Here is a 24718-nt window from a genome sequence, read left to right on the forward strand (position 1 = left end):
CGCCGCCGCGTCGTCATCGGTGCGCGGCGGCCGGGCCAGGCTCCGGGCGACGACGACGAGGGTCGCCGACGCGGCGACGGCCCCGGCAAGGCTGGGCACGACGGCGTGCCACGGCGCCCCCTGCCGGCGCGTCGCGGCGGCCCACGCACCGACGAGCCCGAGCGCAGCGACGCCGGCGATCCCGACACGCACGTCACGGCGCAGCCCCACGACACCGACGATCAGCGCGGCGAACACGGCGAGGATCGTGCCGATGCCGATCAGCAGCGCCGGCTTGTCGTTCGTCCCGAACGTGTCGATGGCGAACTCCTTGAGGAAGACCGGCACGCGATCGATCACGCGGTCGCCGACGTCGAGCACCGGTGACCGCCAGTCACGCCGGAACCCGGCGACGAACTCGGCTCCCGCCAGGGCCACGCCGCCGATCACCAGGCCGGTGACAGCCGCGAAGCGCCGCGTGGGCGGCGACGTTTCGGTTGTCGATGACGACGAGGTGGACGGGAGGAGAGATCGAGGCGTGCCGGAGTTCACACCCAAGGTTCGTCAGCGACCGCCCCGCGGATTGGGCGTGGCGATCGCCGGCTCTGCCGGCCTCGGGGGCCGCGGGCCGGTCAGGTCAGGTCAGGTCAGGTCAGCGCATGCGGCGCATGTGCACGCTCTGCACGAGGCCGAACATCACGTACCACACGATGAGTCCGGACCCGCCGTACGAGATGAACGGCAGCGGCAGGCCGGTGACGGGGAGGATCTTCATCGTCATGCCGACGTTCTGGAACACCTGCCAGACGAGCATGGTGAACACGCCGGCACAGACGTAGGTCCCGAAGCGGTCGCGCGAGAGGTGGGCGATGCGCCAGATGCGCAGGAGGGCGACGATGAACAGACCGAGCACGACCGCGCACCCGGCGAGGCCGAACTGCTCACCGAGGGCGGCGAACGGGAAGTCGGCCCAGATCACCGGGATGTCGGCGTTGTTGGTGAGCGGTCCCTGCAGCCAGCCCTTGCCGAAGATGCCGCCGGTGCCCAGCGCCTGCTGGGCGAGGTCGACCTGGTACGACACGCTGCGGAGCTCGGGGTTCTTCTCGTCGAAGAGCACACGGATCCGGTCGAGCTGGTACTCGTTGACGAACTTGCCGGCGAGGGCGGCGAGCACCGTGGCGAGGGCGAGCGCCGAGTAGGCGACGATGTACTTGAAGCGCGCACCGGCCACGAGCAGCATGCCCATCGCCATCGCGGCGAGCACGGACGCCGATCCGAGGTCGGGCTGGACGAGCACGAGCACGCCGGCGATGCCGACGATGATGAGGCCGCCGATGAAGCGCGGATAGCTCACCTCGTCGGAGCGTTCTTCGTGCAGGTAGGCGGCGACGGCGATGAGCACCGCCACCTTTGCGAGCTCGGCGGGTTGGATGTTGATGGGGCCGATGTCGAACGAGATGAGGTCCTGGCCCGTCACCTTGCCCATGCCGAGGAGCAGGACGAGCAGTCCGACCGTGCCGAGATAGAGCGTGCCGGCCCGGTGGCGGAACCAGTCGTAGTCGACGGCCATGACGACGAACAGCACGATCGTGGCGAGCACGATGAAGATGACCTGCCGCTCGAGGAACTGGTACGGGTCGGCGCGCCGGGTACGGGTGGCCGAGTAGATGGTGGCGCAGCCGACGACGGTGAGCAGTCCCTGCACGAGCAGCAGCACCCAGTCGACGTTGCGACCGGGCGAGGCCGGCGAGGCGCGGATGTTGCCGAGCCCCGAGTCGGGCTTGCGATGGAGCAACGTCGGCACGGCGAAAACGATAGGGGCGAGGCGTGCGGGCGCTGGACGTCAGTCCTGGGCGGTGGCGATGGTCGGCGGCCGTGGCGTCACGTTGTTGCCGTCGCTGCCGGCCATGCACTCGGTGCCCGTTCGCGGCCAGTCGACCGCGGCCCGGTCGCTGTCGAGATCGAGCGGCTCGGACAGCGACGGGATCGGCAGGCGCGCCTGGTCGGCCAGCCCCATGAACATGCACTTCACCACCGGCGCTGCGGCCCGGGAGCCGAAACCCGACTTCTCGAGGTAGGCGACGACCGTGTAGGTGTGCGCCGGGTTCGGGTCGTTGTAGTTGAAGGCGGCGAACACCGACGAGTCGTTCCACCCGTACGAGTTGGCGCCCTGGGCCGTGCCCGTCTTGCCGGCCAGGGGAATCGTCCAGTTGAGCGAGTTGTAGAACTGGCCCTCCATCAGCTCGCCGGCGGTGGTGCTGCGACCGTTGCGCCCGTTGCCGAGGATGTTGTCCCGCAGGCCGTAGAGGATGAGATCGCGGTACTCCTGCGGCATCGGCACGTCACGCCACTCCGGAGCCATTCCCTGCACCAGGACCGCCCGGGACAGGTCGACGAACCCGGGTTGCGGGCTGGCCGGCGTGTTCGGCGCGTAGATCGCCTGCACCACCCGCGGGGTGAGCCACTTGCCGTTGTTTGCCAGCGTGGAGTAGGCCGTGGCGAGCTGGATCGGCGTGGCGGCCAGGAGACCCTGGCCGATCGACAGGTTGATCACGTCGCCCAGCAGCAGGTTCGGCTGTTCGCCCTCGGCGAGCACCCCGCGCTCCACCAGGTCGGCCTTGTTGGCGTTGGTGGGCACCCGGCCGTCGTACTCGCTGGGCAGGTCGATGCCCGTGTCGCGGCCGAACCCGAACTCCATCAGCCAGCGCGAGAGCAGCTCGTGCTCGGTGCCCTCGCCTGCTTGGAACATCTTCTCGGCCAGCCAGTAGAAGAACCCGTCGCTCGACACCGCCAGGGCGCCGGCGGCGTCGAGCCGCTGGTACACACACGGTCGTCCGTTGCCACAGACGCTGTTGCGCCACGAGCACTTCCACCCGTTCTGCCGGCACTCCTCCGGGTCGATCGAGCGCGCCTCGTAGATGCCGTCGTCGTCGTACGTCGAGCCCGTCTCCATGATCTCCGGCCCCGCCATCAGCGCCGACCAGATGACGAACGGTTTGAACGTCGAGCCGAGGTTGTACTGCCCCTGCACCGCGCGGTTGGTGAGCGAGGCCTGGTCGGGATCGTCGCGCGGCTCTCCCGCGCTGTTGAGGACAGGATTGCCGTCGCGGTCGAGCAACGGGTGCTTGAACAGCTCGTCGAACTTCTCCCGACCGATGTCGGCGCCGAACCAGCGGTTGTCGTAGGTTGGATAGCTGGCCATCGCGGCGACCTGGCCGGTCTGGTTGTTCATCACGACGACCGAGCCGGCGGGCGCGTCGTAGTTCACGTACAGACCGCACGTGAGGCATTCGAGCTGGCGCGTGCCGTCGGGTTTGCGCACCATCTGGTTGCGGGCTTGCCAGTTGCGCTGGATGTGCAGGCGGGTGACGAGCAGCTGCTCGGCGTAGAGCTGGATGTCCCCGTCGATCGAGAGCTGGACGTCCTGGCCGTTGATCGGCTCGGTGCGGCTGATCTCGCGGAGCACCCGCCCGGACGAGTCGATCTCGTAGACGGCCCGGCCCCACTCGCCGTGGAGGACGGTCTCGTACGACTGCTCCACACCGGCTCGCCCGACGTCCTCGCCCTGGTTCGACGTGTCGTAGCCGAGGTCCTTGTAGTAGTCCTCGTCCTCGGCCGTGATCGAACCCATGTAGCCGATGACGTGCGACGCCAGGGGCGCATACGGGTACACCCGGCGCCAGTCGTACTCGAACGCCACGCCCGGGAAGTCCTCGATCCGCTCCATGATCGCGGCGATCGTGCCCTCGCCGACGTCCTCCTGGAGCGGCAGCGGCCGCAGCGGGTTGTAGCCCCCGACGTCATACCGGCGCTCCATCTCCTCGACCGGCTGGTTGAGCCAGCCCGAGAGCCGCTCGAACAGCAGGGCCCGGTTGGAATCCCGGCGGATCGCGTCCCGCGACACGACGACGTTGACGACGCGCTCGTTGCCCGCCAGGAGGCGGCCGTCGACGTCGAAGATCTGCCCCCGCTCCGGCGGGATCAGCAGCGTGCGGGTGTTGCGCGAGTCCACCTGCGCCTGGAGCCCGTCGGCCTCCACGGCCTGCAGGAACCACAGGCGGGCACCGAGGGCGCCGAAGAGGATGATGCCGACCACCGCCAGCATCCCCAGCCGCGCCGCGCGCTTGTCGGACGTGGGCATTACTGCTGCGTTCCCCGGCTACGCAGGCCGCGTGCTTGCCCGCTCGAACTCCGGGACGCTCGCTGGCGCTCGCTCACGCTCCCGCATCTCACGGCCACCATTGTTACAGTTCCGTGGCAGAACGGGACGTCGTACCTTCGGCTGATTTTCCGGCGATCGACGCCGGTGACCGGGCGCATCACGTCTCCGGCGTCGGCCGCGGCGCCACCTTGGTCCAGTCGGTGCGCTTCACCTTCACGCACCACCGGCCGATCGGCGCCAGCACCGGGCTGAGCACCATCGCCGCCGCGGCGACCACACCCACCACGCGGACCCAGCGGAACGTCACGTCGTGCTCCTCGCCGAGGAACGCCCGCACGACCGGCACCGCCGACTCCCCCACCGCCGCCCCGAGACCGGTGAACAGGGCGATCAGCCACCACTGCGGGTCGACGGTGATCGACAAGGAGTACCCGGCGACGTAGCCACCGAGTCCCATCGTGAGGGAGGAGGAGCCCACCGGCGTGCCGGCTCGGAGGTCGTACATCAGCCCGAGGGCGAACCCCGCCAACGCGCCACGCTGCGGGCCGGCCGCCGCACCGGTTGCCGCGGCCAGGGCGAGGACGACCTGGACGATCACGCCGGCCGGGCGCAGATCGACGAAGAGCGTCTGTTGCAGCGCGACGAACAGCATGCCGACGAGCATCAGCCGGGGCACCGGTCCCTGTACGAACGAGGCGAACATCAGCGGGTCGGGCGGAGGGTCCGGGCATCAGTCGGCAACGGAGTCGTGGCGTCGTGCCAGGCCGGGCAACGCGGCGAGCCGGTCAATCGTCGGCCTCGGACTCGGGCTGGTAGAGGATCACCTCGACGAACTCGAGGCTGTTGATGTCGACGATCGGCGCCACCTCGATGGTGAGGCCTTCCGCCGGCGAACGCCGGTCGACCGACGCGACCACGCCGACGAGGAGGTTGGGCGGGGCCAGGCCCTGGCTCCCGCCGACGGTGAGCACCGCGTCGCCCGGCACCGGTGACCCGAATGCCGGGGTGTCGGCCACCAGCTCGATCACCGGGTACTCGCCGGGGCCGCGCCCGGTGAGGAGTCCCGTCTCCCGCTCGGGGTCGACCACCGTGGTGGGAGGTGCGGGGATCGTGGTGGTGGGGGCGCTCGAGTCTCCGGTGACCTCGGGGGCTGCCGTCGTGGTCGTCGTCGAGGAGGTCGTGGTGGCGGCGGTGGGCGGCGGCTGCACGACCGGGACGGTCGTGGTGGGCTCCACCAGCGAACCGTCCGGCGTCGTCTGCGGCGGCGGCGCCGTGGTGGTCGTGGTGGTCGTGGTCGTGGTGGCGAACTGCGGCTGCGGGAGCTCGTCCTCGGGACGGACGATCTTGACGTGCAGCCAGTAGTTGGTGTCGGTGAGGAGGCGCACGACGGACCGGTCGGCCGTCACCTCGGTGATCTTGCCCACCACGAATCCCGACGGCGAGATCACCGGCATGCCGACCCGGATGCCGTCGTTGCGGCCCTTGTCGATCTCGAGCGTCTGGTCGATGTTGCTCGGGCTCAGGCCGACGACGCTGGCCGAGACGCGGGGGAAGTCACCCACCGTCTCGAGATCGGCTGCGGCCTCGAGCTCACCGAGGCGGGCGAGCAGGCTGCGCGCGAGGATGGTGTCGGCCTGTTGGGCGTCCCGCTCGTTCCGCAGCCGGCGGTTCTCCTCCTGGAGATCGTCGTAGTCGGTGATCCCCCGCCACGCGTTGCGCACCGGTCGGGCGACCACCTCGGCCGCCGATTCGAACGGGCGCAGCGCCTGGTTCCACGCCGATCGTGCGCTGTTGAGGATCGAGTTGCCCCGGAGGTCGAGCGTGATGAGCAGGAGCGACGACAGGATCAGCAGGATGATGGCCCGGCGCCGACCCGGCGAGTACAGCGACATGGCGCGTCGGGCGGCTCGGCCGCCGTCAGTCGTCGCCGCCGAGTGACATCAGGCCGCGCATCGCGTCGATGTTCTCGAGCGCGCGGCCGGATCCGATGACGACGCTATAGAGGGGCTCGTCGGCGACGCGGATCGGCATGCCGGTCTCGTGGGCCAGGCGCTCGTCGAGTCCGCCGAGGAGGGCACCGCCACCGGTGATGCAGATGCCGTCCTCCATGATGTCGGCAGCCAGCTCCGGCGGCGTCTTGTCGAGCGTGGTCTTCACGGCGTCAACAATGGCAGCTACCGGCTCGGCGAGGGCTTCGCGCACGTGTTCCGTGGTGAGCTGGATGGTGCGCGGCAGTCCCGAGATGAGGTCGCGACCGCGGATGTCGGCGGTGAGCTCCTCCTCCATCGGCCACGCCGACCCCATCTGGATCTTGATCTCCTCGGCGGTGCGATCACCGATGGCCAGGGAGAACTCCTTCTTCACGTACTGCATGACGGCGTCGTCGAGCTCGTCGCCCGCCACACGGACGGACTGCGCGGTGACGATGCCGCCGAGGCTGATGACGGCGACCTCGGTGGTGCCGCCGCCGATGTCGACGACCATGTTGCCGCTCGGCTCGTGGACCGGCAGGTTGGCGCCGATGGCCGCGGCCATCGGCTCCTCGATGATGTGCACCGGCTTGCGGGCGCCCGCGTACTCGGCGGCATCCTGGACGGCGCGCTGTTCGACGCCGGTGATGCCCGACGGGACGCAGATGACCATCCGCGGCTTGTTCCACTTGCTGGCGTGCACCCGCTGGATGAAGTAGCGCAGCATCTTCTCGCACACCTCGAAGTCGGCGATCACGCCGTCCTTCAAGGGACGGATCGCCTTGATGTGATTGGGTGTGCGGCCCATCATCCGCTTGGCCTCGAGGCCCACGGCCACCGGCTTGCCGTCGTTGATGTTGATGGCGACCACCGACGGCTCGTCGAGCACGATGCCCTGCCCGCGCACGTAGATCAGCGTGTTCGCGGTGCCGAGGTCGATCGCCAGATCTCGACCGAGGCTGAGCGGGTTGTTGCGAGCCATACGGAACTCCTTGGGCATGAGCGAGGCCGTCGCGGAGGTCGCGCCAGGCCCGGCAGCCGATCCCGAGAGGTTACAGTTTCGGGAAGAAGATGTTGATCTCGCGCTCGGCGGATGCGAGCGAATCGGAGCCGTGCACCAGGTTCTCGGTGAACAGGATGCCGAGGTCACCTCGGATCGTGCCGGGGGCCGCCGAGCGGGGGTTGGTGGCGCCCATCATCGTGCGCACGACCTCCCACGTGTCCTCCGGTCCCTCGAGCACCAGGGCGACGACGGGCCCGCGGCTCATGAAGGCGACGAGGTCGTCGTAGAAGCCCTTCCCGACGTGCTCCTCGTAGTGGCGAGAGAGGGTGTCGGCGTCGAGCTGGCGGAGGTCGAGAGCGACGATCTTCAACCCCTTGGCCTCGAAGCGGCTGAGGATGGCGCCGACGAGCCCGCGCTCGACGGCATCGGGCTTCAACAGGACGAGCGTGCGATCAGACATGGCTGCCAACGCTACCGACGCGCAGCCGCAAGTGTTACGGGTGGTTCCAGCCCGCCCGTAACACTCGACCGGATGTCTCAGCCGGCGGCGACCGAGGGACAGAGCGTGGCCAGGGCGACGTCCCACGCCCGCTGGGTGTCGGCGGGGTTGGCCGCCGGGAACACGCCTCGCACGTAGTTGTCGTAGTCGGCGAAGGCGACGCCGGTCGACGCGTTGGCGCATGCCCAGAGGCCGACGAAGGCCGTCTCGGGCACCGTCACCTCGTTCGTCGAGAACCAACCGAGACCCTGGTTGTAGACGTACGTGTCGAACGCCGCGGGGTCCGCGGCCACGATCGAGTCGAACAGCGCCTGCACCGTCGCGTCACACGGGGTGACCGTGTCGCGAATGGAGATGATGTCGGCGCACGTGAAGTCGCGCGGACCGTCGGCCGTGCGGATCTGGGTCGTCGTTCCCGCCGTGGGCGGCACCGTCGGCACCGTCGGGATCACGCCGGTGGTCGTCGCCGGCACGGTCGGAACCGCCGCGGTCGCGGGGACCGTCGGCACACCGGGCACGGTCGTGATCGCCACCGTTCCGACCGGCACGGTGGTCGGCGTCTGGGCGGCCACCTCGGCGGGGACGTGGAAGTCCCACTCCGAGCTGCGGGTGTGCTGCAGTTCGGGGCACACGTAGGTCATCGCCGCGTCGAACAGCTTCTCGTTGGCGCTGGCCGAGTAGTCGGTGAACGTCAGCAGCTGGTAGTCGAGCCAGACCAGGTCGTCCTCGCCCTTGAGCACGCCGATGCACGCGTACAGCACGCTCTCGTTGAACTCCCAGTCGTGGTCGCCGACCGGCGCCCACACGCCGAGGCTGATCGGCAGGTCGGATGCGTACAGCAACCCGAGCTTGCCGCCGAACAGGTTGAAGCCCTCGGCCGCCGCGGCAGGGCAGGGGTCGGTGGAGGTCGGCGGCTGGATCGCCTGCTCGCACGTGGTGTACACCGGCAGCGTGCCGCTCGTCGACGGTGTGGAGACCGGCCCCGTGGTCTGGTCGAACGTCGTCGGCGCCCCCGGCTGCGTCGTCGGCGCCGCGGGGGTCGTCGGCGGCACGGTCGGGGGCACGGTGGGCGGGGCCTGGGCGGGCGAGGACGCGGCCGCCGTTCCTGCGGTGACGGCGCCGAACGAGGCGGCGGCAGCGACGGCGACGGTGGCGATGGTTCGCGTGATGGTCATCGGTCCTTCGTTCACGGGAAGACGGTCGGGGCCAAGGTGTTGCACGCCGCGATGCCGTCGTCGAACCCGAGGGTGAACGATGCGACGCGCTCGGCAGCGGTGCCATGGGTACGGTCGGGGATGTTGGGATGGGAGATGAACAGGAGCACCGCCTCGGCCTCCTGGTAGTCGTCGCCCTCGAGCATTCCCTGCTTGAGGGCGAAGTCGGTCCAGGCGCCGGCGATGCAGTCGGCCTGCAGCTCGTCGGCGAGGATCTGGGCCTCCGTGTTCCCCACGTGGTTGCGCAGGTTCTGGTAGTGGTGGGCGTACTCGTGGGCCATGCTCACCGGGAGCGACATGTCGCCGTAGATGTCGGTGTACTCCTCCCACACGCCGAGCCCGCCGATGTAGACCGTCATGTCGAGCGGGCAGTAGAAGTACGACATCTCGTCCGCCGGTGGGCCGGTGCAGGGATCGTCGAACGTGTCCCCCAGCGCCACGTAGAACAGCGTCGGCAGGGCCTCGTCGGGATAGCTCTCGAGGAAGAACGCGTCGACCTGGGGCTTCGTGCAGAGGAGGTATTGCTTCATGTGGTCGCTGGCGGTGAACACGCCCTCGAACGTCTCGGTCGGACAGCCGTCGGGGCCGAGAGGCGGGGTGGTCTGTGCCGCCGACGTGGCCGGGACCGAGGCGGATCCGGCGAACGGGAGGAGCATCGAGGCGACGGCCGACACAGCACTCAACCCGATCGCTCGCCTCACATCGCCCTCCCCAGGCACGCTCACGGGGGACCACTCCGCCCGCTCACCGGACAGTACCTGGCCGGGGCAACCGCCGCAGGCAATATCGGGCGAGATCGCCGTTACGGGCGCCGGCGAGCCGTTACGGGGAGTACTTGAGGATCGCACCCCGAGCGGCGCCGGCCACGTACAGCGAGCCGGTGGCGAGGATCGCATCGTCGCCGTCGGCCCCGCGCAGCGCCGCCCGGCAACCCTCCTCGACGGTGTCGAAGGCGAGCACCTCGTCGCAGCCAAGCTCGACGGCCGCCTTGGCCACCGCGGCCGCGTCGGCCGCGCGGGGCGACGGTGCCGTGCACGCGATGACGACGTCGAACTCGTCGGCGCGCAGCGCCTCCAACATCGCCTTCGGCTCGCGCAGCGTGCCGACGACGAGGATGCGACGGCCCTCGGGGTCGAAGTTGTCGAAGAAGACCTGAGCGCACGTGTCGCCGCCGGCCGGGTTGTGGGCACCGTCGACGATGGCGAGCGGCTGGTGCGTGAGCACCTCGAACCGCCCCGGCATCGTCACCATGGCGAACCCCTCGTTGACGACGTCCGGCGACAGCGGCGCGGCGAAGAACGCCTCGGCGGCCGTGAGGGCGAGCGAGGCGTTGTCGCCTTGGTGGGCGCCGTGCAACGGCACGAAGACCTCGGGGTAGATGGTGGTGGGCGTGCGGATGTCGACGAGGCGGCCGCCGAGGGCGAGCTGGTTCCCCGCCGTCTCGAAGTCGGCCCCACGCAGTAGACGGGTGGCCGCCGGCTGTTCGGCGAGCACGTCGACGAGCGCCGGATCGAGCTCGCCGATCACGGCCGCGCTGCCCGGTTTGATGATCCCCGACTTCTCCCTGGCGACGTCGGCGAGCGTCGGTCCGGCGAACTCGTTGTGGTCCATGCCGATGTTGGTGACCACGGCGACCTGGGCGTCAACGACATTGGTGGCGTCCCACCGCCCGAGCAGCCCGACCTCGACGACCGCCACGTCGACGGCGGTGTCGGCGAAGTACCGCAGCGCCGCCGCGGTGACCGCCTCGAAGTAGTTCGGCCGCACCCCGGCCAGGCCTTCGAGGTCGGCGACGGCGGCGATCTGCTCGGCGAAGTCGTCGTCGGGGATCGGCTCGGCGTTCCGTGCGATGCGCTCGTTGATGCGCTCGAGGTGGGGGCTGGTGTACGTGCCGACCTGCAGCCCGTTGGCCATCAACAGGCGGGTGATCATCTGCGACGTCGAGCCCTTGCCGTTGGTGCCGGTGACGTGGATCACCGGGTAGGCGAGCTGCGGGTCCCCCATCGCCCCCACGAGGCGGGCGATCCGGTCGATCGTCGGCGACTCGATTCGTCCGGTGTTGTTGTAGGACGCGTGATCGTCCAGGTAGGCCAGCGCCTCGCCAAAGTCCACGCCCGCAGTCAACCACCCGATTCACCCCATCCGATTCACCCGTCCGAGTGTTGAAGCGCTCCCGAGTGTCGGGTGCCCCCCGTCTGGACGTTCAACACTCCGATGGACCTCGCCCGCTCCCGGTAGAGCGACAGCAGTTCGTCCGCGAGCCGCTCGACGTCGACCATGTCGAGCTCGGTCACCGGCTCGACCTGCCAATCGCCACGATGGCGCGATCGCATCCGGCGGGCGTCGCGCTGCGCTCCCTCGAGACTGCGATGCTCGTGGTGGAGGTCGAGCTCGATCCCCCAGCGGACCTCGGGGACGGAGAGATCGGGGTGGGTCGTGACCTCTCCCGGCAGCGACAGCTCCCATTGCGGGACGATGGGGACGCCGCGCCGCAACAGGGCGTCGCCGAGGACGACCTCGGGATGGGAGTCCTGCGATTGCTCGCCGAGGCGCGCCAGCGTGAGGCGATACGTGATCGTGCCCCGTCGGGCCGGATGGCAGAGCCGGCCGCCGACGGCGAACAGCTCCTCGTCCGTCACCATGCGGCGATCACGCATCTGCTCCACGATCGAGAGGTGGTCGAGCGGCGTGTGGTAGCGGCGAGATCGAACGCCAGGCGGGGCGCCGACGCGACCGTGATCCCGTCGTCGCGGCGCCGACGGTCGTCGCGCCGGATCTTCGTCGATTGGCGGAAACGAACGCCGGGCATCGGGTCGATGTGCACGCCGTGAGGCAGGCAGATATCGACGAGGAACGTGCGCGGCTGGCGGCGCAGTTTCGCCAGCACGGCCGCCGCCGGCCCGGTGACGAAGCCGCTCGGGTACAGGCAGCTGAGCATGCGACAACGGTGCTCGAGCGTCGGCTCGGCCGAGGTCAGGACATAGACGCCGCGGGCGAAACGCACGACGACGCCCAGGCGCATCAGGCGAGCGAGCGCCTTGCGCCCGACGTGGCATCGCTGCAGCTCGGCGGCGGTGGCGACGCCGTGGTGGGTGCCGAACCACTTGGCGGCGGCCGGCGTGAATGGTGACGTGGGCAAGGGACCCTCCCAGGGCCATGCGCTCAGCGAGCGCCGGGGCTGGGGGGATGTCGGCAACGGCGACCCTACTCCGACGGTGTCACACCGACGCTGGGGCCAACCCGTCCGAGTGTTGAACGTCCGGACGGGGGGCGCCCGAGACTCGGGCGCGGTTCAACACTCGGGTGGGTTGAGGTGAGGGCCGGGAGCGGGGTCAGCTGGCGGCGCGGCGGGGGCGGGTGGTGCGGCCCTGCTCGCGAGGCACGAGGGTGGGATTCACCTTCTCGCGCACGGTGGCGGCGTCGATGACGACCTTGCCGATGTCGGTGCGACCGGGCAGGTCGTACATCGTGTTCAGCAACACCTCTTCGAGGATCGCCCGCAGGCCGCGAGCACCCGTGCCACGTAGCAACGCCTGGTCGGCGATCGCTTCGAGACCGTCAGGCGTGAACTCGAGCTCGACGTCCTCGAACTCGAACACCTTCTGGTACTGACGCACCAGGGCGTTCTTGGGCTCGGTGAGGATGCGGACCAGCGCCTCGGCGTCGAGGCTGCTGACGGCGCCCATCATCGGCAGACGTCCGATGAACTCCGGGATCATGCCGAACTTCACGAGGTCCTCGGGGAGCACCTGCGTGAACAGGGCACCGGGGTCGGACTCGGCCCGCGAGCGCACCGTGCCGTGGAAGCCGACGCCCTTGTGGCCGATGCGGCTCTCGATGATCTTCTCCAGGCCGGCGAACGCCCCACCCAGGATGAACAGCACGTTGGTGGTGTCGATCTGGATGAACTCCTGGTGCGGGTGCTTGCGCCCGCCCTGCGGCGGCACCGAGGCCACCGTGCCCTCGAGGATCTTGAGCAGCGCCTGCTGCACGCCCTCGCCCGAGACGTCACGGGTGATCGACGGGTTCTCGCTCTTGCGCGCCACCTTGTCGATCTCGTCGATGTAGATGATGCCCGTCTCGGCCCGCTTGGTGTCGAAATCGGCAGCCTGGATGAGCTTGAGCAGGATGTTCTCGACGTCCTCGCCGACGTAACCGGCCTCGGTGAGGGCCGTGGCGTCGGCGACGGCGAACGGCACGTTGAGCATCCGCGCCAGCGTCTGAGCGAGGTGGGTCTTGCCGCAACCGGTGGGGCCGAGGAGGAGGATGTTCGACTTGGCGAGCTCGACGTCGCTGCGGCCGACGCCGACCGACTGCTGGTACTGGATGCGCCGGTAGTGGTTGTACACCGCCACCGACAGGATCTTCTTGGCGTTCTCCTGGCCGACGACGTAGTCGTCGAGGAACGCCCGGATCTCACGCGGGTTCGGCAGGTGATCGAAGTTGAGCTCGGCCGGCTCGGCCAACTCCTCCTCGATGATCTCGTTGCAGAGATCGATGCACTCGTCGCAGATGTACACGCCGGGGCCGGCGATGAGCTTGCGGACCTGCTTCTGCGATTTCCCGCAGAAGGAGCACTTCAGCAGTTCTCCTGTGTCCCCGAACTTGGCCACGCCTACGTCTCCGTTCGCTGTCGACTCTGATCCGCTACCAGCTGATCCACTACCTGATCCGCAACCCGGAGGTCAGCGGATTGCCCCGCTCTGGTCGATGACGTCGCGAGACTCGATCACGTTGTCGATGATGCCATACTCCAACGCCTCCCTTGCCTCCATAACGAAATCGCGGTCGGTGTCGGCGTGGACCCGCTCGACGGTCTGGCCGGTGTGCTTGGCGAGGATCTGCTCGAGCAGGTCCCGCATACGCAGGATCTCCTTGGCGGCCAGCTCGAGGTCGGACACCTGGCCGTAGCCGGCGCCGCCGTGGGGCTGGTGCAGCAGCACCCGCGAGTGGGGCAGCGCGAGGCGCTTGCCCTTGGTGCCCGCCGCCAGCAGGACGGCCGCCGCCGACGCCGCCTGCCCGAGGCAGATGGTGGCGATGTCGTTGCGGATGAACTGCATCGTGTCGTAGATGGCGAACAGCGACGTGATGTCACCGCCGGGGCTGTTGATGTAGATGTTGATGTCCTTGTCGGGGTTCTCCGACTCGAGATGGATCAACTGGGCGCAGATGAGGCTGGCGATCTGGTCGTCGATCGGCGTCTGCAGGAAGATGATGTTGTCCTTGAGCAGCCGGCTGTAGAGGTCGTAGGCGCGCTCGCCCCGGCTCGTCTGCTCGACCACATTCGGGACGAGGTAGTTGTAGGCGTCGAGATTCATCGGGCGTCAGCTCTCTGCGTGGTCGTGGTCGTGACCGTCGTGGTCGTGACCCTCATGATCATGGTCGTCGTCGAGGGCGGCGAGTTCCTCGTCGTGTTCGTGGTGGCGGCCGGCGATGAGCGGCTCGCGGTCGAGGGGTTCACCCGCCTCGTCGACGATCTCGACGTTCTCGAGCAGCCAGTCGAGCGCCTTGGTCTTGCGGATCTGCGCCTTGAGCTCGGGTACCAGGCCGTTGGCCTCGTAGGCCTTGCGGATCTGCTTGGGCTTCTGGCCGATGTGCAGCGACAGGTGCTGGTACTCGGCCTCGATGTCGTCGTCGTCGATCTCGATCCCCTGGGCCGTGGCCACGGCCCGCAGGGCCAGATCGACCTTGACGGCCTGTTCGGCCTGGGGCCGGAAGTTCTCGACGAACGCCTGCGGGTCCTGGCCGGTGGCGCCGAGGAACTGCTCGACGTTGATGCCCTGGGCGGCGAGCTGCCGGACGGTCTGCTCGACCCGGCGCTGCATCTCGCTGCGCACGAGCGGCTCGGGGACCTCGAACTCGCCGAGGGCGACGAGGCCCTCGGTGGTCTTGCCGATCAGCACGTTGCGGGCCTGCTCGAGCTTGCCGGCGGCGATGCGCTCGCGCACCGACTCGCGCCATTCGGCGACCGTCTCGAACTCGCCGAGGTTCTCCGACACCCACTCGTCGGTGAGCTCGGGGGGAACCAGCTCCTGCACCTTCTGCACGGTGACCGTGAAGTCGGCTTCCTCGCTGGTGCCCTTGGGCGTCGTGGTGAAGGCGAGCTCGGCGCCCGCCGACGCGCCGACGATCCGATCGTCGAAGTCGTCGGCGATCCAGCCCTGGCCGACCTCGTAGGACCAGTCCTCGGTGTTGAGGCCGGTGACGGGCTCGCCGTCACGTGTGGCGGCGAGGTCGAGCGTGACGAAGTCGCCGCGCTCGGCCGGACGGTCGAGATCGGACAGCGTGCCGTGACGACGCAGTTCGGCCGTCAGCTCGGCCTCGACCTCGTCGTCGGTCGCTGCCGGATTGGGGAGCTCGACGCGCAGCCCCTCGTAGCCGGGGACGACGACCTCGGGGCGAACCTCGCACGTGGCGTCGAAATCGACCGGGCCGGCTTCCTCGCCGGACGTGATCTCCACCTCCGGCGTGGCGATGAGGTCGACCTCATGCTCGACGACCGCCTTGCGCAGGTACTCGGGAATGGCATCGCGCAACGCCTGCTCCCGGGCCGGGGCGACGCCGATGCGGGCCTCGAGCACGCGGCGCGGCACCTTGCCGGCGCGGAACCCGGGGATCCTCACCTCACGGGCGATGCGGCGGAACGCCTGGTCGATGTCGCGATCGAACTCGGTCTCGTCGATCGTGACCGAGAGCTTGACCTTGTTGCCCTCGAGGGCCTCCAACGAACTCTTCACAGATTGACCAGGCTATCTATGGCGTTCCCCGGCCACGCAGGCCGTCGCGCCGGCTCGCTGCGCTCGCCTCTCCGCTCGAACTCCAGGACGCTCGCTGCGCTCGCTGAACCCCACCAGCTCTGGCGTTCCCCGGCCACGCAGGCCGTCGCGCCGGCTCGCTGCGCTCGCCTCTGCGCTCGAACTCCAGGACGCTCGCTGCGCTCGCTGAACCCCACCAGCTCTGGCGTTCCCCAGCCACGCAGGCCGTCGCGCCGGCTCGCTGCGCTCGCCTCTGCGCTCGAACTCCAGGACGCTCGCTGCGCTCGCTGAACCCCACCAGCTCTGGCGTTCCCCAGCCACGCAGGCCGTCGCGCCGGCTCGCTGCGCTCGCGGCGAGTGCGTTCCGAGATAGTGCCAGGCACTATCTCGGAACGGGCCTAGGGAATGAGGGTGTAGGCGGGGTTGAAGATGACGTTGCGATCGCGCTCGGGGACGGCCACGCCCTCCAGGATCACGGCTCGGCCGTGCTCGATGCCACCGATCGAACGGCGGCCGGTGAACACGGCCGTGATCGACCCGCTGCCGTCCGAGATCATCACCTCGAGCGTGGGAACGCCGTGACGGGGAGCGATGACGACGCGAGAGATCTCCCCACCCACGCGGATCGGCCGGCGCGGCACCACGCCCGACAGCGGTGACAGATCGAGCCCGGCGAACCGCTGCGACAGCCGCGTCCGCTCCAACTCCTCCACCGACGCCCGCAACCGCTGCCCCAACTTCGACATCGTTACCGCAATGTAGTGAGGCCGCCGTCGACAACGAGCGACTGGCCGGTGACGTAGGACGACTCGTCCGACAGCAGGAAGAGGGCCGCGTAGGCGGTCTCCCAGGCCGTGCCCTGGCGCCCGAGCGGGATCGGCGCCTTGGTGCGCGACGGTCGTCCGGCCGACGCCACTCGGCCGAGCGACGTGTCCATCAGACCGGGAGCCACGACATTGGCGCGGATGCCGCGCCGCTCCCCTTCGACGGCGACGTGGCGCATCAGCCCGACGAGACCCGCCTTCGACGAGTCGTACGCCGGGATCCTGGTCCCGGGCTTGATCCCGGCGACCGACGAGATGAACACGATCGACGAGCGGTCGTCCACCACGGGCAAGACGGCCCGGGCGACGAGCATCGCGCCACGCAGGTTGACCGCGAACACACGGTCCCAGGTCTCGGCATCGGTGCCATCGAGGCCTCGGCCCCCGCCGATGCCCACGTTGTAAACGACCCCGTCGAGACCGCCGAGCGCGTCGGTCGCGTCGGCGACGAGGGCGCCGACGGCGTCGGGGTCGGCGACGTCGGACACAGCGGCGAGGAACGTCGAACCCTCGGCGGCGACGAGTGACGAGGTTCCCGTGAGGTTGCCGGCAGACACATCGGAGCCGAAGACCGTCGCGCCCTCACGGGCGCACAGCGCCGAGATCGCCCGGCCGTTGCCGATGGGAGCGTCGGCGAGCCCGTAGTCGTTCTGCCCGGCCCCGACCACGAGGATCCGCCGGCCGGTGAGTCGCCCGCGTCCCGGCGACCGGCCGGTCGCCTCTGGCGGCAGCGGCGGGTCGGACGCGGCGTCGCTCACCGCCCGGCCTTGCGCGTGGCCACCTCGACGGGATCCTCCTCGATGTCGATCCCGATGGTCTCCAGATAGCGGCTGACCAGCATGTAGTAGCCGATCGTGACGACGAGCTCCTGCACGCCGGCCTCCCCCACCACGGCGATCGCCGCGGCGAGGGTGTCGTCGCCGGCGCGCACGTTGGCGACGACGTCGTCGGTGAAGCGCAGGACCGCCCGCTGCGCGTCGTCGAAGGCAGCGGCGTCGGGCCCCTCCCGGAGGGCGGCGATCAGGTCGTCGGACGCGCCGACCGATCGGGCGATGCGATCGTGCTGGTGCACCTCGTAGGCGGCACCCGACAGGAGGCCGACACGGACGATCGCCAGTTCTCGCAGCAGCGGGTCGAGCGGCGACGTCAAGAGAATGTGGTTGCCCAACCGGGTGAACGCCCGCAGCAGCCCGGGCGAGCCGGCGAGCATGCGGAAGATGTTGAGCGGCGGCATCTTGGCGAGCAGCGCCGCCGACTCGGGGTCGAGGTCGTCCGCCGGCGGGTAGGGAATTCGTGCCATGCCGTCAGGAACTCGTGAGGAGGCTGTTGACCTCGTCTTCGGAATCGGTGGTGACGAGCACGATGACCTCGTCGCCCGCCCGCAACAGCGTGTCGCCGCGGGGCACGATGAGCCGCCCGTTGCGGAGCACCGCCACGACCGTCGCGTCGCGGGGCACGCGAAGTTCCTCGATCGTCTTGCCGTCGAGCGGTGAGCCCTCGGCGAGGGTGACCTCGGCGAGCTTGGCCCGCCCACCTTCGAACGACAGCAGGCGGATGAACGACCCGACGGCCACGGCCTCCTCGACGAGGGCGGCGAGCAGGTGCGGCGTCGACACGCTCACGTCCACGCCCCAGACCTCGTTGAACAGCCACTCGTTCTTCGGGTTGTTGACGCGGGCGACGACGCGGGGCACGCCGAACTCCTGCTTGGCAAGCAGCGAGATCACCAGGTTGTCCTCGTCGTCGCCTGTCACGGCGGCGACGACGTCGGCCTCCGACAGCCCGGCGGCTGTGAGCGCCTCGATCTCGCAGGCGTCGCCCTCGCGCCAGTCCACCCCGATCGGCTCGCCGGACGCCGCGGCCCGGGACACGACGTCGCGGTCGTTGTCGATGATGAGCACCGAGTGCCCCTGGCCATGCAACTGCTCGGCGATGAACCGGCCGACGCTTCCCCCGCCTGCGATGATCACACGCATCAGTGCCCCGCTTCCCGCTGGCTGCCGGCCGGACTGGCCTGCAGCCGAGCGTCCACCTCGGCCACGGCCGAGACGGCCACGGCGATGTACAGGAGGTCGCCTTCTTGGGCGACGGTCTTGTCACTGGCGACGAGCGCCGCACCCATGCGGCCGACGGCGGCGACACGCGTGCCGGTCTCCTCCTCGAACTCGGTGATCGTGCGTCCGACCCACGACTTCGTCACCGATCGCTCGACGATGCTCACGGCGGCCGTCGGGTCGGTCCACTCGGCACCGGTGGGATCGGGAAGCAGCCGGCGCATCACCTGGTCGGTGGTCCACGCCACCGTGGCGACCGTGGCGAGCCCGAGCCGTTGATAGATCGCCGCCCGCCTGGGGTCGTAGATGCGGGCCACGACCCGCTCGATGCCGAACGTCTCGCGCGCCACGCGGGCGATCAGGACGTTCGAGTTGTCGCCGTTCGTGACGGCGGCGACCGCTCCAGCTTGTTCGACACCGGCCTCGACGAGACGGTCCCGGTCGAAGCCGATGCCCTGGATCTTCTGGCCCCGGAAGTCGTCGGGAAGCCGTCGGAACGCTTCGGCCCGACGATCGATGATGGCGACCGTGTGGCCGTCGTCGAGGAGTTGTTGGGACAGGGCCGAGCCGACTCGGCCGCATCCCACGACGATCACGTGCACTCGGCCGAGTGTATGCACAGCGCCGCAACGGGACAGGGTTGCGGACGGTTTGACGCGAGGACGCCCCGGTGGTCATAGAGTGCGAAACTCGTATGGTCTCACTGGCCAAGCGCCTCCTGATCGGCAAGCCGATCGCCACATCCGAAGAAGGGCACCAGCGGCTCCGCAAGCGTGTGGCCCTTCCGATCTTCGCCTCCGACGCGATGTCGTCGACGGCGTACGCGACTGACGAGATACTCCACGTGCTGGTCGTGGTCGCCGGCGTGGGCGCTGTGGCGTTCAGCCGGCTGGTGCCGCTGGCGATCGTCGTCGCCGTTCTGCTGTTCATCGTCATCCTCTCGTACCGCCAGACCATCCACGCCTACCCGTCGGGTGGCGGGGCCTACGTCGTGGCCAAGGAGAACCTCGGCGCGATCCCGTCGCTCGTCGCCGGGGCGTCGCTCCTCACCGACTACGTCCTCACGGTCGCCGTGTCGGTCGCGGGCGGCGTGCTCGCGATGCAATCGGCGTTCGACTTCGACGAGTCGCTGCGGGTACCGCTGTGTCTCGGGCTGGTCGCCATCGTGACGGTCGCCAACCTGCGCGGGCTGCGCGAGTCGGGGGCGCTGTTCGCCCCACCGACGTATCTCTACATCGTCATGCTCGGCGTGCTGATCGTCGTCGGCCTGTACCGGGTGTGGTTCCGCGACCTCGGGCCGATCCCGGCCTCCCAGCTCTCCGAGGAGGCGCGGGAGCTGGCGAGCCACACCAAGACCCTCGGCGTGTTCATGCTGCTGCGGGCCTTCTCGTCCGGTGCCGTCGCCCTGTCGGGCGTGGAGGCGGTGTCCAACGGCGTCCAGACGTTCCGCAAGCCCGAGAGCCGCAACGCGTCGATGACGCTGGCGATGATGGGGCTCGTGCTCGGGTCCGGCTTCCTCGGCATCTCGATCCTCGCCTCGAAGCTCAAGCCGTTCCGCGACGACGCCGACCCGACCGGGATCGCGATGATGGCCGAGCACGTCTTCGGCGGCAAGAACGTCCTGTTCTGGATCATGCAGATCTCGACGTTCGCCATCTTGGTGCTCGCTGCCAACACCGCCTACGCCGGCTTCCCGTCGCTGTCGTCGATCATCGCCCGTGACGGCTACCTGCCGCGGCAGATGTCGAACAAGGGCGACAAGCTCGTGTTCTCCAACGGCATCATCTTCCTCGCCGCGATGGCTGCGGTGCTGATCATCGTCTTCAAGGGCAACATCACCGCCCTGATCCCGCTGTACGCGTTCGGCGTGTTCACCGGGTTCACGTTGAGCCAGGCCGGCATGGTGATGCACCACTGGCGACTGCGCGAACCGAAGTGGCGACCGTCGCTGGCGATCAACGCCTTCGGTGCGGTGTCCACGGGCGCGGTCGCGCTCATCGTGGTCGTCACCAAGTTCACGACCGGCGCGTGGATCCCGGCCGTCGTGATCCCGATCATGGTGGTGGGGTTCCGCGCCATCTGGAAGCACTACCAGGGCGTCGGTTCGTCGGTACGTGTGGAGCCGGGATACAAGCCGCAGCGGCACACGCACACCGTGGTGATCCTCGTCGGTTCGGTCCACCGAGGAGTGCTCGACGCCGTCCAATACGCCCGCGAGCTCGCCCCCGACCGCCTGATCGCGGTGTCGGTGGTCACCGGTCCCGAAGAGCAGGAGAAGCTCGCCAAGGCGTGGGAACGGTACGAGATCCCGATCCCGGTGCACACGCTGCTGTCGCCCTACCGGGAGCTGACGGGCCCCGTGCTCGCCTATCTCGACGAACTCGACGCCGACACGGTGGACGACATCATCACGGTGATCATCCCCGAGTTCGTGACTCAGTGGAAGACGCAGTGGCTGCACAACCAATCGGCGTTCGCGCTGAAGGCCCGTCTCTTGTACCGGCCGAACACCGTCGTCACCTCGGTGCCGGTGATCGTGGAATCCAGCCCGGCGGAATAGCCCCACTATCCTCGTCACCGATGCAGTTCTGGAAGCCGCACTCCCTCGCCAAGCCCCACGACGGGCAACTCGACCTGCGCATGGGCGACCGGGTCCGCACGGTCGTCGACCTTCCCGGCGTCGCTGAGGGATCCGAAGGCAGGGTGATCCTCGCCAACGGCTTCAACTGGCAGCGGTACCGAGTCCTCTTCTCCAACGGCGTCGAGGTGGCCGATCTCGATCAGCGACACATCGAGCCGGTGGGCAAGGCGGCCAGGCGTCTGGCGAAAGCGGCCGCCAAGGCGGGCTGACGCCGCCGACGAGCCGGATCACACCAGGTCGTCGAATTTCACAAGAAGTCACAGTCTGAAATACGGTGACGGCTCCGACCACCCGATTCTCCCTCGGAAGGAGCCAGCGATGGCCAACCCGCAGCCCGCGATCTTGACCAACCTCACCAAGTATCAGTGGTACACGCACTTGAGTCGTGTCGAGGGCGCCGATCTCGGCGTCATCAAGAAGGCGCTCAACGACGTGCGGGCCGCTGGTACCGACGTCGGTGTCACGGTGCCGGTCAATGTGTGCTTGCTGTTCGGCCCGACACTGCTGGCCGACCTCACCAACGACATCCCCGAGGACTTCCAGCCGTATCCGGGCTACGAGTCGCCCGACGGCAAGGTGGCCAAGGGCACGCAGGAGGAGCTCCTCCTCTGGGTGCACTCCGACGACAAGGACCTCTGCTGGGAGACCCAGTTCAACTTCCGCAACGCCGTCGCCGGCCACATGAACGTCGCCCGTGAGACGCCGACGTTCATCTACCGCAACAGCCTCGACCTCACCGGCTTCATCGACGGCACCGGGAACCCGGAGCCGCACGAACAGCACGACCGGGCGATCATCGACGAGGGCCAGCCGGGTGCCGGGGGGTCGTTCTGCATCGCTCAGCGCTGGGTGCACGACCTGAAGTACTTCAACGGCCTGTCGCTCGAGGAGCAGCAGAACGTGTTCGGCCGCACGAAGGACGACTCCACACGGCTCGACGTGCAGGTGCCGACGTCGCACCTCGCCCACGTCGAGCTTCGCGAGGGTGACACGGCGGACGCGTCGAAGCCCAAGCGTGGCGAGATGGTGCGCCGGTCGACGCCGTACGCCTTCCACGACGGCACCGTCGGCCTGTACTTCATGGGCTTCTCGAAGACCCAGGCCGTGCTGCGCGAGCGCATGGAGGCGATGTACGGGCAGAACGGCCAGCCGCGTGACGCCATCACCGACTACTCCACGCCGGCGTCGGGTTCGTACTACTTCGCTCCGTCAGTCGAGACGCTCGACGCCGCCCTGGCCTGAGGCGACCGAACGCACTGACGGCGAAGGGCGCCGTCCGGACGGAGACGTCCGGGCGGCGCCCTTCGAGCGTTTCGGCCATGCTGTCGCCAGCCGGCCTGAGTCTGATCAGCGTGTGGCCCTGATCAGAGTGTGGCCCGTCAGAGCGTCTCGGGGAGGGTGAAACCGCTGGACGAGTCGGTCGGCACGTTCTCGGGAACGTTGCAGCCGGAGGTCGCGGGCGGATATTGCACCGTTGCCGTGTCGGTCGGGTTGACGGTGAGCACCACGGTCAGGCCCTGGTGCAGATGAGCGTCGCTGGAGTCGGGAACCCACTGGCCGTTGGCGTACCGCCAACCCGGCCAATCCGTGGCGTTGCCGCCGGCGTCGACGCTCGCCCCGGGGTAGACGAACTGCACGGTGTCGCCGACCCTGAACGTGACCGAGTGCGTGGCGACGGTCGTCCCGTTGACGTCCACGAAGCTGACCGTGCCCGTGCGGCCGTCGAACACCGGGTCACCGCCGAAGGTCACGGCGATGTACGGCGCGTCCTTGTGACACAGCGGCGTCACGGCGGCGATGCGCACCGTGGGCGCCGTCGTCGTCGAGGTCGTCGTCGAGGTCGTCGAGGATGTCGTCGACGTCGTCGTCGTGTCGTCCGGAGCACACGCCTCGGCCTCCTCGTCGGTCAGCGGCCGGGTGATCGTCTCGACGACCGGTTCTCCGTCCCTCACCTTGTCCCAGGTGTCGGTGTCGTAGTTGTAGACCGCGACGTAGTTGGTGGTCGTCCTGGTTCCGGTGACCTCGGTGTCGCCGGTGGAGCAGTCGCCCCACTCCTCGATCACGTCGGGCGGGAATGACGGCGGCTCGCCGCACGGGATCTCCGCGCCCTTGACCGTGCGCTCGCCGGTCTGGGTCCAGCCGTCTCCGTCGGGCGGGCCGCTCAGCCAGCCGGTGGTCTCGTATGTCGTGCCCATCTGCGTCTGACGGGACTCGCCGCTCTTCACGAACCGGTAGTCACGTACGACGTGGTCGGTGTGGTCGTCGTGGGGCTCCCACCATTCGCCGAAGTTGCCGGACTCGATGACCTCGACGTCCTCGATCGACCACCTCGGGATGCCGGCGTCCCACCAGGTCCAGTCACCGACTTCGGTGACGTCGCCGTCGGGGAGGAGGTGCGTGACCGTGATCCGGACCTGCTTCTTGTACAGGTACTCCGTCTTGTAGACGGGCGTCGCCCGCTCGTACTGGTACTCGATGACCTGCTCGTAGCAACCGGTCGTGGTGCCGCCGTTCTCGGTGTGTGGGGCTGCGGTGGCCCGCGGCGCGGCAACTGCCGCGCCGCTGACTGCCACCACTGCCGCCACCATCACCAAGCGCGCGCTTGACGAGTGACATGCTCGTGTATCCGCCTTTTCTGCCGCCGAAGGTCGACCGTCCGCTTGGTCGATGGTTCCGCCCCTTCGAAGGCGTCAGTAGTGAACACCCTCAAGGCTGTCGTGCGCAAGGGATTTCTCGAATCGGTGTCGAGAACGCAGTCCCATCGCCTGGCCGGGCCAGGTTTTCGCCCGTACGCCCGAGCACCGGAGATCGGCTCTCTACGCAGGCACTCCGGCCGGTACGGTCGCGTCGCATGCCCGACGACCTCGTGCTCCGCTCCGACCGCGACGGGCTGGCGACGCTCACGCTCAACCGCCCCGACAAGCTGAACGCTCTGACGCCGGGCTCGTTCGTGGCGCTGCGGGCCCATCTCGACGCGATCGCGACCGACGAGTCGATCGGCTGCGTGGTGCTGCAAGGGGCCGGGCGTTCGTTCTGCGCCGGGCACGACCTCGGCGCGATCGCCGACCACGAACGCCCGCCGAGCAAGCATTTCGAGCCCGAGACGGTCGACGCCCTCGAGCTGTTGCCGCAGCCGACGATCGCCCGTCTCCACGGGCACTGCTTCACCGGTGGGCTCGAGCTGGCGCTCGGCTGCGACGTCCTCGTCGCCGGCGAGTCGACCGTGCTCGGCGACACCCACGGGCAGTGGGGCCTGGCCCCGGTGTGGGGGATGTCGGTCCGGCTCCCCGAGCGCATCGGGCGATCACGGGCCAAGGAGTTGATGTTCACCAGCCGGCGGATCTCCGGCACCGACGCGGCGGCGATCGGTCTCGTCGATCGCGCCGTCCCGGACGACCAGCTCGACGACGCCGTCGCCGCGCTGGCGGCCGAGATCCTCGCCAACTCGTGGGGCACCAACCGCATCGACAAGCTGCTCCTCGCCGCCGGCGTCGACCGGACGCGGACCGAGGCCCTCCTCCACGAGCGGGAGCTTCCCTACGGCCTCCCGGCCGACATGGCCGAGCGCATGTCCCGCCACTGACGGTCCGGTTCCGGACGTGACGGGATGTGTCTCT

The 24718-nt window shown here is 69.0% G+C and carries 24 protein-coding genes and 1 pseudogene; 4 read left to right on the forward strand and 21 right to left on the reverse strand.

Annotated features, from left to right (window positions below; genetic code table 11):
- The 20 genes and pseudogenes from DN771_RS13240 to DN771_RS13335 form a co-directional block, all read right to left on the reverse strand.
- Nucleotides 1-417 (reverse strand): annotated as a pseudogene (locus DN771_RS13240) (hypothetical protein); the annotation flags it as partial.
- Nucleotides 418-631: 214 nt separating this feature from the next.
- Nucleotides 632-1783 (reverse strand): FtsW/RodA/SpoVE family cell cycle protein, encoded by a 1152-nt coding sequence (locus tag DN771_RS13245; RefSeq protein WP_162941902.1) that lies wholly within the window; start codon nucleotides 1781-1783, stop codon nucleotides 632-634.
- A 39-nt stretch (nucleotides 1784-1822) separates the two neighbouring features.
- Complete coding sequence (locus tag DN771_RS13250) at nucleotides 1823-4120, reverse strand: penicillin-binding transpeptidase domain-containing protein (RefSeq protein ID WP_116998026.1); 2298 nt, start codon at nucleotides 4118-4120, stop codon at nucleotides 1823-1825.
- 178 nt (nucleotides 4121-4298) lie between these two features.
- A complete protein-coding gene (locus tag DN771_RS13255; protein ID WP_116998027.1) occupies nucleotides 4299-4844 on the reverse strand; it encodes a hypothetical protein in 546 nt (181 codons plus the stop codon).
- Nucleotides 4845-4926: 82 nt separating this feature from the next.
- Entirely contained in the window at nucleotides 4927-6033 is a 1107-nt protein-coding gene (mreC, locus tag DN771_RS13260; protein WP_116998028.1) for a rod shape-determining protein MreC, read from the reverse strand.
- A 25-nt stretch (nucleotides 6034-6058) separates the two neighbouring features.
- Nucleotides 6059-7093: a rod shape-determining protein gene (locus DN771_RS13265; protein WP_116998029.1), complete on the reverse strand. Its 1035-nt coding sequence runs from the start codon at nucleotides 7091-7093 to the stop codon at nucleotides 6059-6061.
- A gap of 70 nt (nucleotides 7094-7163) precedes the next feature.
- Entirely contained in the window at nucleotides 7164-7574 is a 411-nt protein-coding gene (ndk, locus tag DN771_RS13270; protein WP_116998030.1) for a nucleoside-diphosphate kinase, read from the reverse strand.
- Between the two features lie 77 nt (nucleotides 7575-7651).
- Nucleotides 7652-8788, reverse strand: a complete 1137-nt coding sequence (locus DN771_RS13275) for a hypothetical protein (RefSeq protein WP_116998031.1) — start codon at nucleotides 8786-8788, stop codon at nucleotides 7652-7654.
- An 11-nt stretch (nucleotides 8789-8799) separates the two neighbouring features.
- Nucleotides 8800-9528: a neutral zinc metallopeptidase gene (locus DN771_RS13280; RefSeq protein WP_205528573.1), complete on the reverse strand. Its 729-nt coding sequence runs from the start codon at nucleotides 9526-9528 to the stop codon at nucleotides 8800-8802.
- Nucleotides 9529-9649: 121 nt separating this feature from the next.
- Entirely contained in the window at nucleotides 9650-10939 is a 1290-nt protein-coding gene (locus DN771_RS13285) for a bifunctional folylpolyglutamate synthase/dihydrofolate synthase (RefSeq protein WP_116998033.1), read from the reverse strand.
- Between the two features lie 35 nt (nucleotides 10940-10974).
- The gene (locus DN771_RS13290; protein WP_162941904.1) at nucleotides 10975-11484 is read right to left on the reverse strand and encodes a hypothetical protein; all 510 of its coding nucleotides are present in this window, start codon (nucleotides 11482-11484) and stop codon (nucleotides 10975-10977) included.
- Entirely contained in the window at nucleotides 11463-11966 is a 504-nt protein-coding gene (locus DN771_RS13295; protein ID WP_162941905.1) for a type IV toxin-antitoxin system AbiEi family antitoxin domain-containing protein, read from the reverse strand. Before DN771_RS13295 ends, DN771_RS13290 begins: the two co-directional genes overlap by 22 nt.
- 193 nt (nucleotides 11967-12159) lie before the next feature.
- Nucleotides 12160-13440 carry an ATP-dependent Clp protease ATP-binding subunit ClpX gene (clpX, locus tag DN771_RS13300; protein WP_116998036.1) on the reverse strand — a complete coding sequence of 427 codons (1281 nt, stop codon included), beginning with the start codon at nucleotides 13438-13440 and terminating at the stop codon, nucleotides 12160-12162.
- A gap of 72 nt (nucleotides 13441-13512) precedes the next feature.
- A complete protein-coding gene (locus tag DN771_RS13305; protein ID WP_116998037.1) occupies nucleotides 13513-14145 on the reverse strand; it encodes an ATP-dependent Clp protease proteolytic subunit in 633 nt (210 codons plus the stop codon).
- Between the two features lie 6 nt (nucleotides 14146-14151).
- Complete coding sequence (tig, locus tag DN771_RS13310; RefSeq protein WP_116998038.1) at nucleotides 14152-15564, reverse strand: trigger factor; 1413 nt, start codon at nucleotides 15562-15564, stop codon at nucleotides 14152-14154.
- Between the two features lie 416 nt (nucleotides 15565-15980).
- A complete protein-coding gene (locus DN771_RS13315; protein ID WP_116998039.1) occupies nucleotides 15981-16328 on the reverse strand; it encodes a single stranded DNA-binding domain-containing protein in 348 nt (115 codons plus the stop codon).
- A 2-nt stretch (nucleotides 16329-16330) separates the two neighbouring features.
- Complete coding sequence (locus tag DN771_RS13320) at nucleotides 16331-17164, reverse strand: SDR family NAD(P)-dependent oxidoreductase (protein WP_116998040.1); 834 nt, start codon at nucleotides 17162-17164, stop codon at nucleotides 16331-16333.
- Complete coding sequence (locus DN771_RS13325) at nucleotides 17161-17706, reverse strand: carboxymuconolactone decarboxylase family protein (protein ID WP_116998041.1); 546 nt, start codon at nucleotides 17704-17706, stop codon at nucleotides 17161-17163. Before DN771_RS13325 ends, DN771_RS13320 begins: the two co-directional genes overlap by 4 nt.
- Before the next feature lie 4 nt (nucleotides 17707-17710).
- The gene (locus tag DN771_RS13330; protein WP_116998042.1) at nucleotides 17711-18382 is read right to left on the reverse strand and encodes a potassium channel family protein; all 672 of its coding nucleotides are present in this window, start codon (nucleotides 18380-18382) and stop codon (nucleotides 17711-17713) included.
- Complete coding sequence (locus DN771_RS13335; protein WP_116998043.1) at nucleotides 18382-19062, reverse strand: NAD-binding protein; 681 nt, start codon at nucleotides 19060-19062, stop codon at nucleotides 18382-18384. The genes DN771_RS13330 and DN771_RS13335 overlap by 1 nt, the downstream gene beginning before the upstream one ends.
- Before the next feature lie 92 nt (nucleotides 19063-19154).
- Here DN771_RS13335 and DN771_RS13340 point away from each other — a divergent pair, with 92 nt between their 5' ends.
- The 3 genes from DN771_RS13340 (at nucleotide 19155) to DN771_RS13350 (ending at nucleotide 22343) form a co-directional block, all read left to right on the forward strand.
- On the forward strand, nucleotides 19155-21020 hold the full coding sequence (locus DN771_RS13340) for an APC family permease (protein ID WP_116998044.1): 1866 nt from the start codon (nucleotides 19155-19157) through the stop codon (nucleotides 21018-21020).
- A 20-nt stretch (nucleotides 21021-21040) separates the two neighbouring features.
- A complete protein-coding gene (locus DN771_RS13345; protein WP_116998045.1) occupies nucleotides 21041-21310 on the forward strand; it encodes a hypothetical protein in 270 nt (89 codons plus the stop codon).
- Between the two features lie 109 nt (nucleotides 21311-21419).
- Nucleotides 21420-22343 (forward strand): Dyp-type peroxidase, encoded by a 924-nt coding sequence (locus DN771_RS13350; protein WP_116998046.1) that lies wholly within the window; start codon nucleotides 21420-21422, stop codon nucleotides 22341-22343.
- A gap of 137 nt (nucleotides 22344-22480) precedes the next feature.
- On the opposite strand, the gene DN771_RS13355 is transcribed toward DN771_RS13350, so the two are convergent.
- Nucleotides 22481-23677 (reverse strand): hypothetical protein, encoded by a 1197-nt coding sequence (locus DN771_RS13355; protein WP_162941906.1) that lies wholly within the window; start codon nucleotides 23675-23677, stop codon nucleotides 22481-22483.
- 275 nt (nucleotides 23678-23952) lie between these two features.
- On the opposite strand from DN771_RS13355, the gene DN771_RS13360 reads away from it, so the two are divergent.
- Nucleotides 23953-24684: an enoyl-CoA hydratase/isomerase family protein gene (locus DN771_RS13360; protein WP_162941907.1), complete on the forward strand. Its 732-nt coding sequence runs from the start codon at nucleotides 23953-23955 to the stop codon at nucleotides 24682-24684.
- Nucleotides 24685-24718: the final 34 nt, after the last annotated feature.

Origin of the sequence: Desertimonas flava, assembly GCF_003426815.1 — a bacterium.
Classification (GTDB): Bacteria; Actinomycetota; Acidimicrobiia; order Acidimicrobiales; family Ilumatobacteraceae; genus Desertimonas; species Desertimonas flava.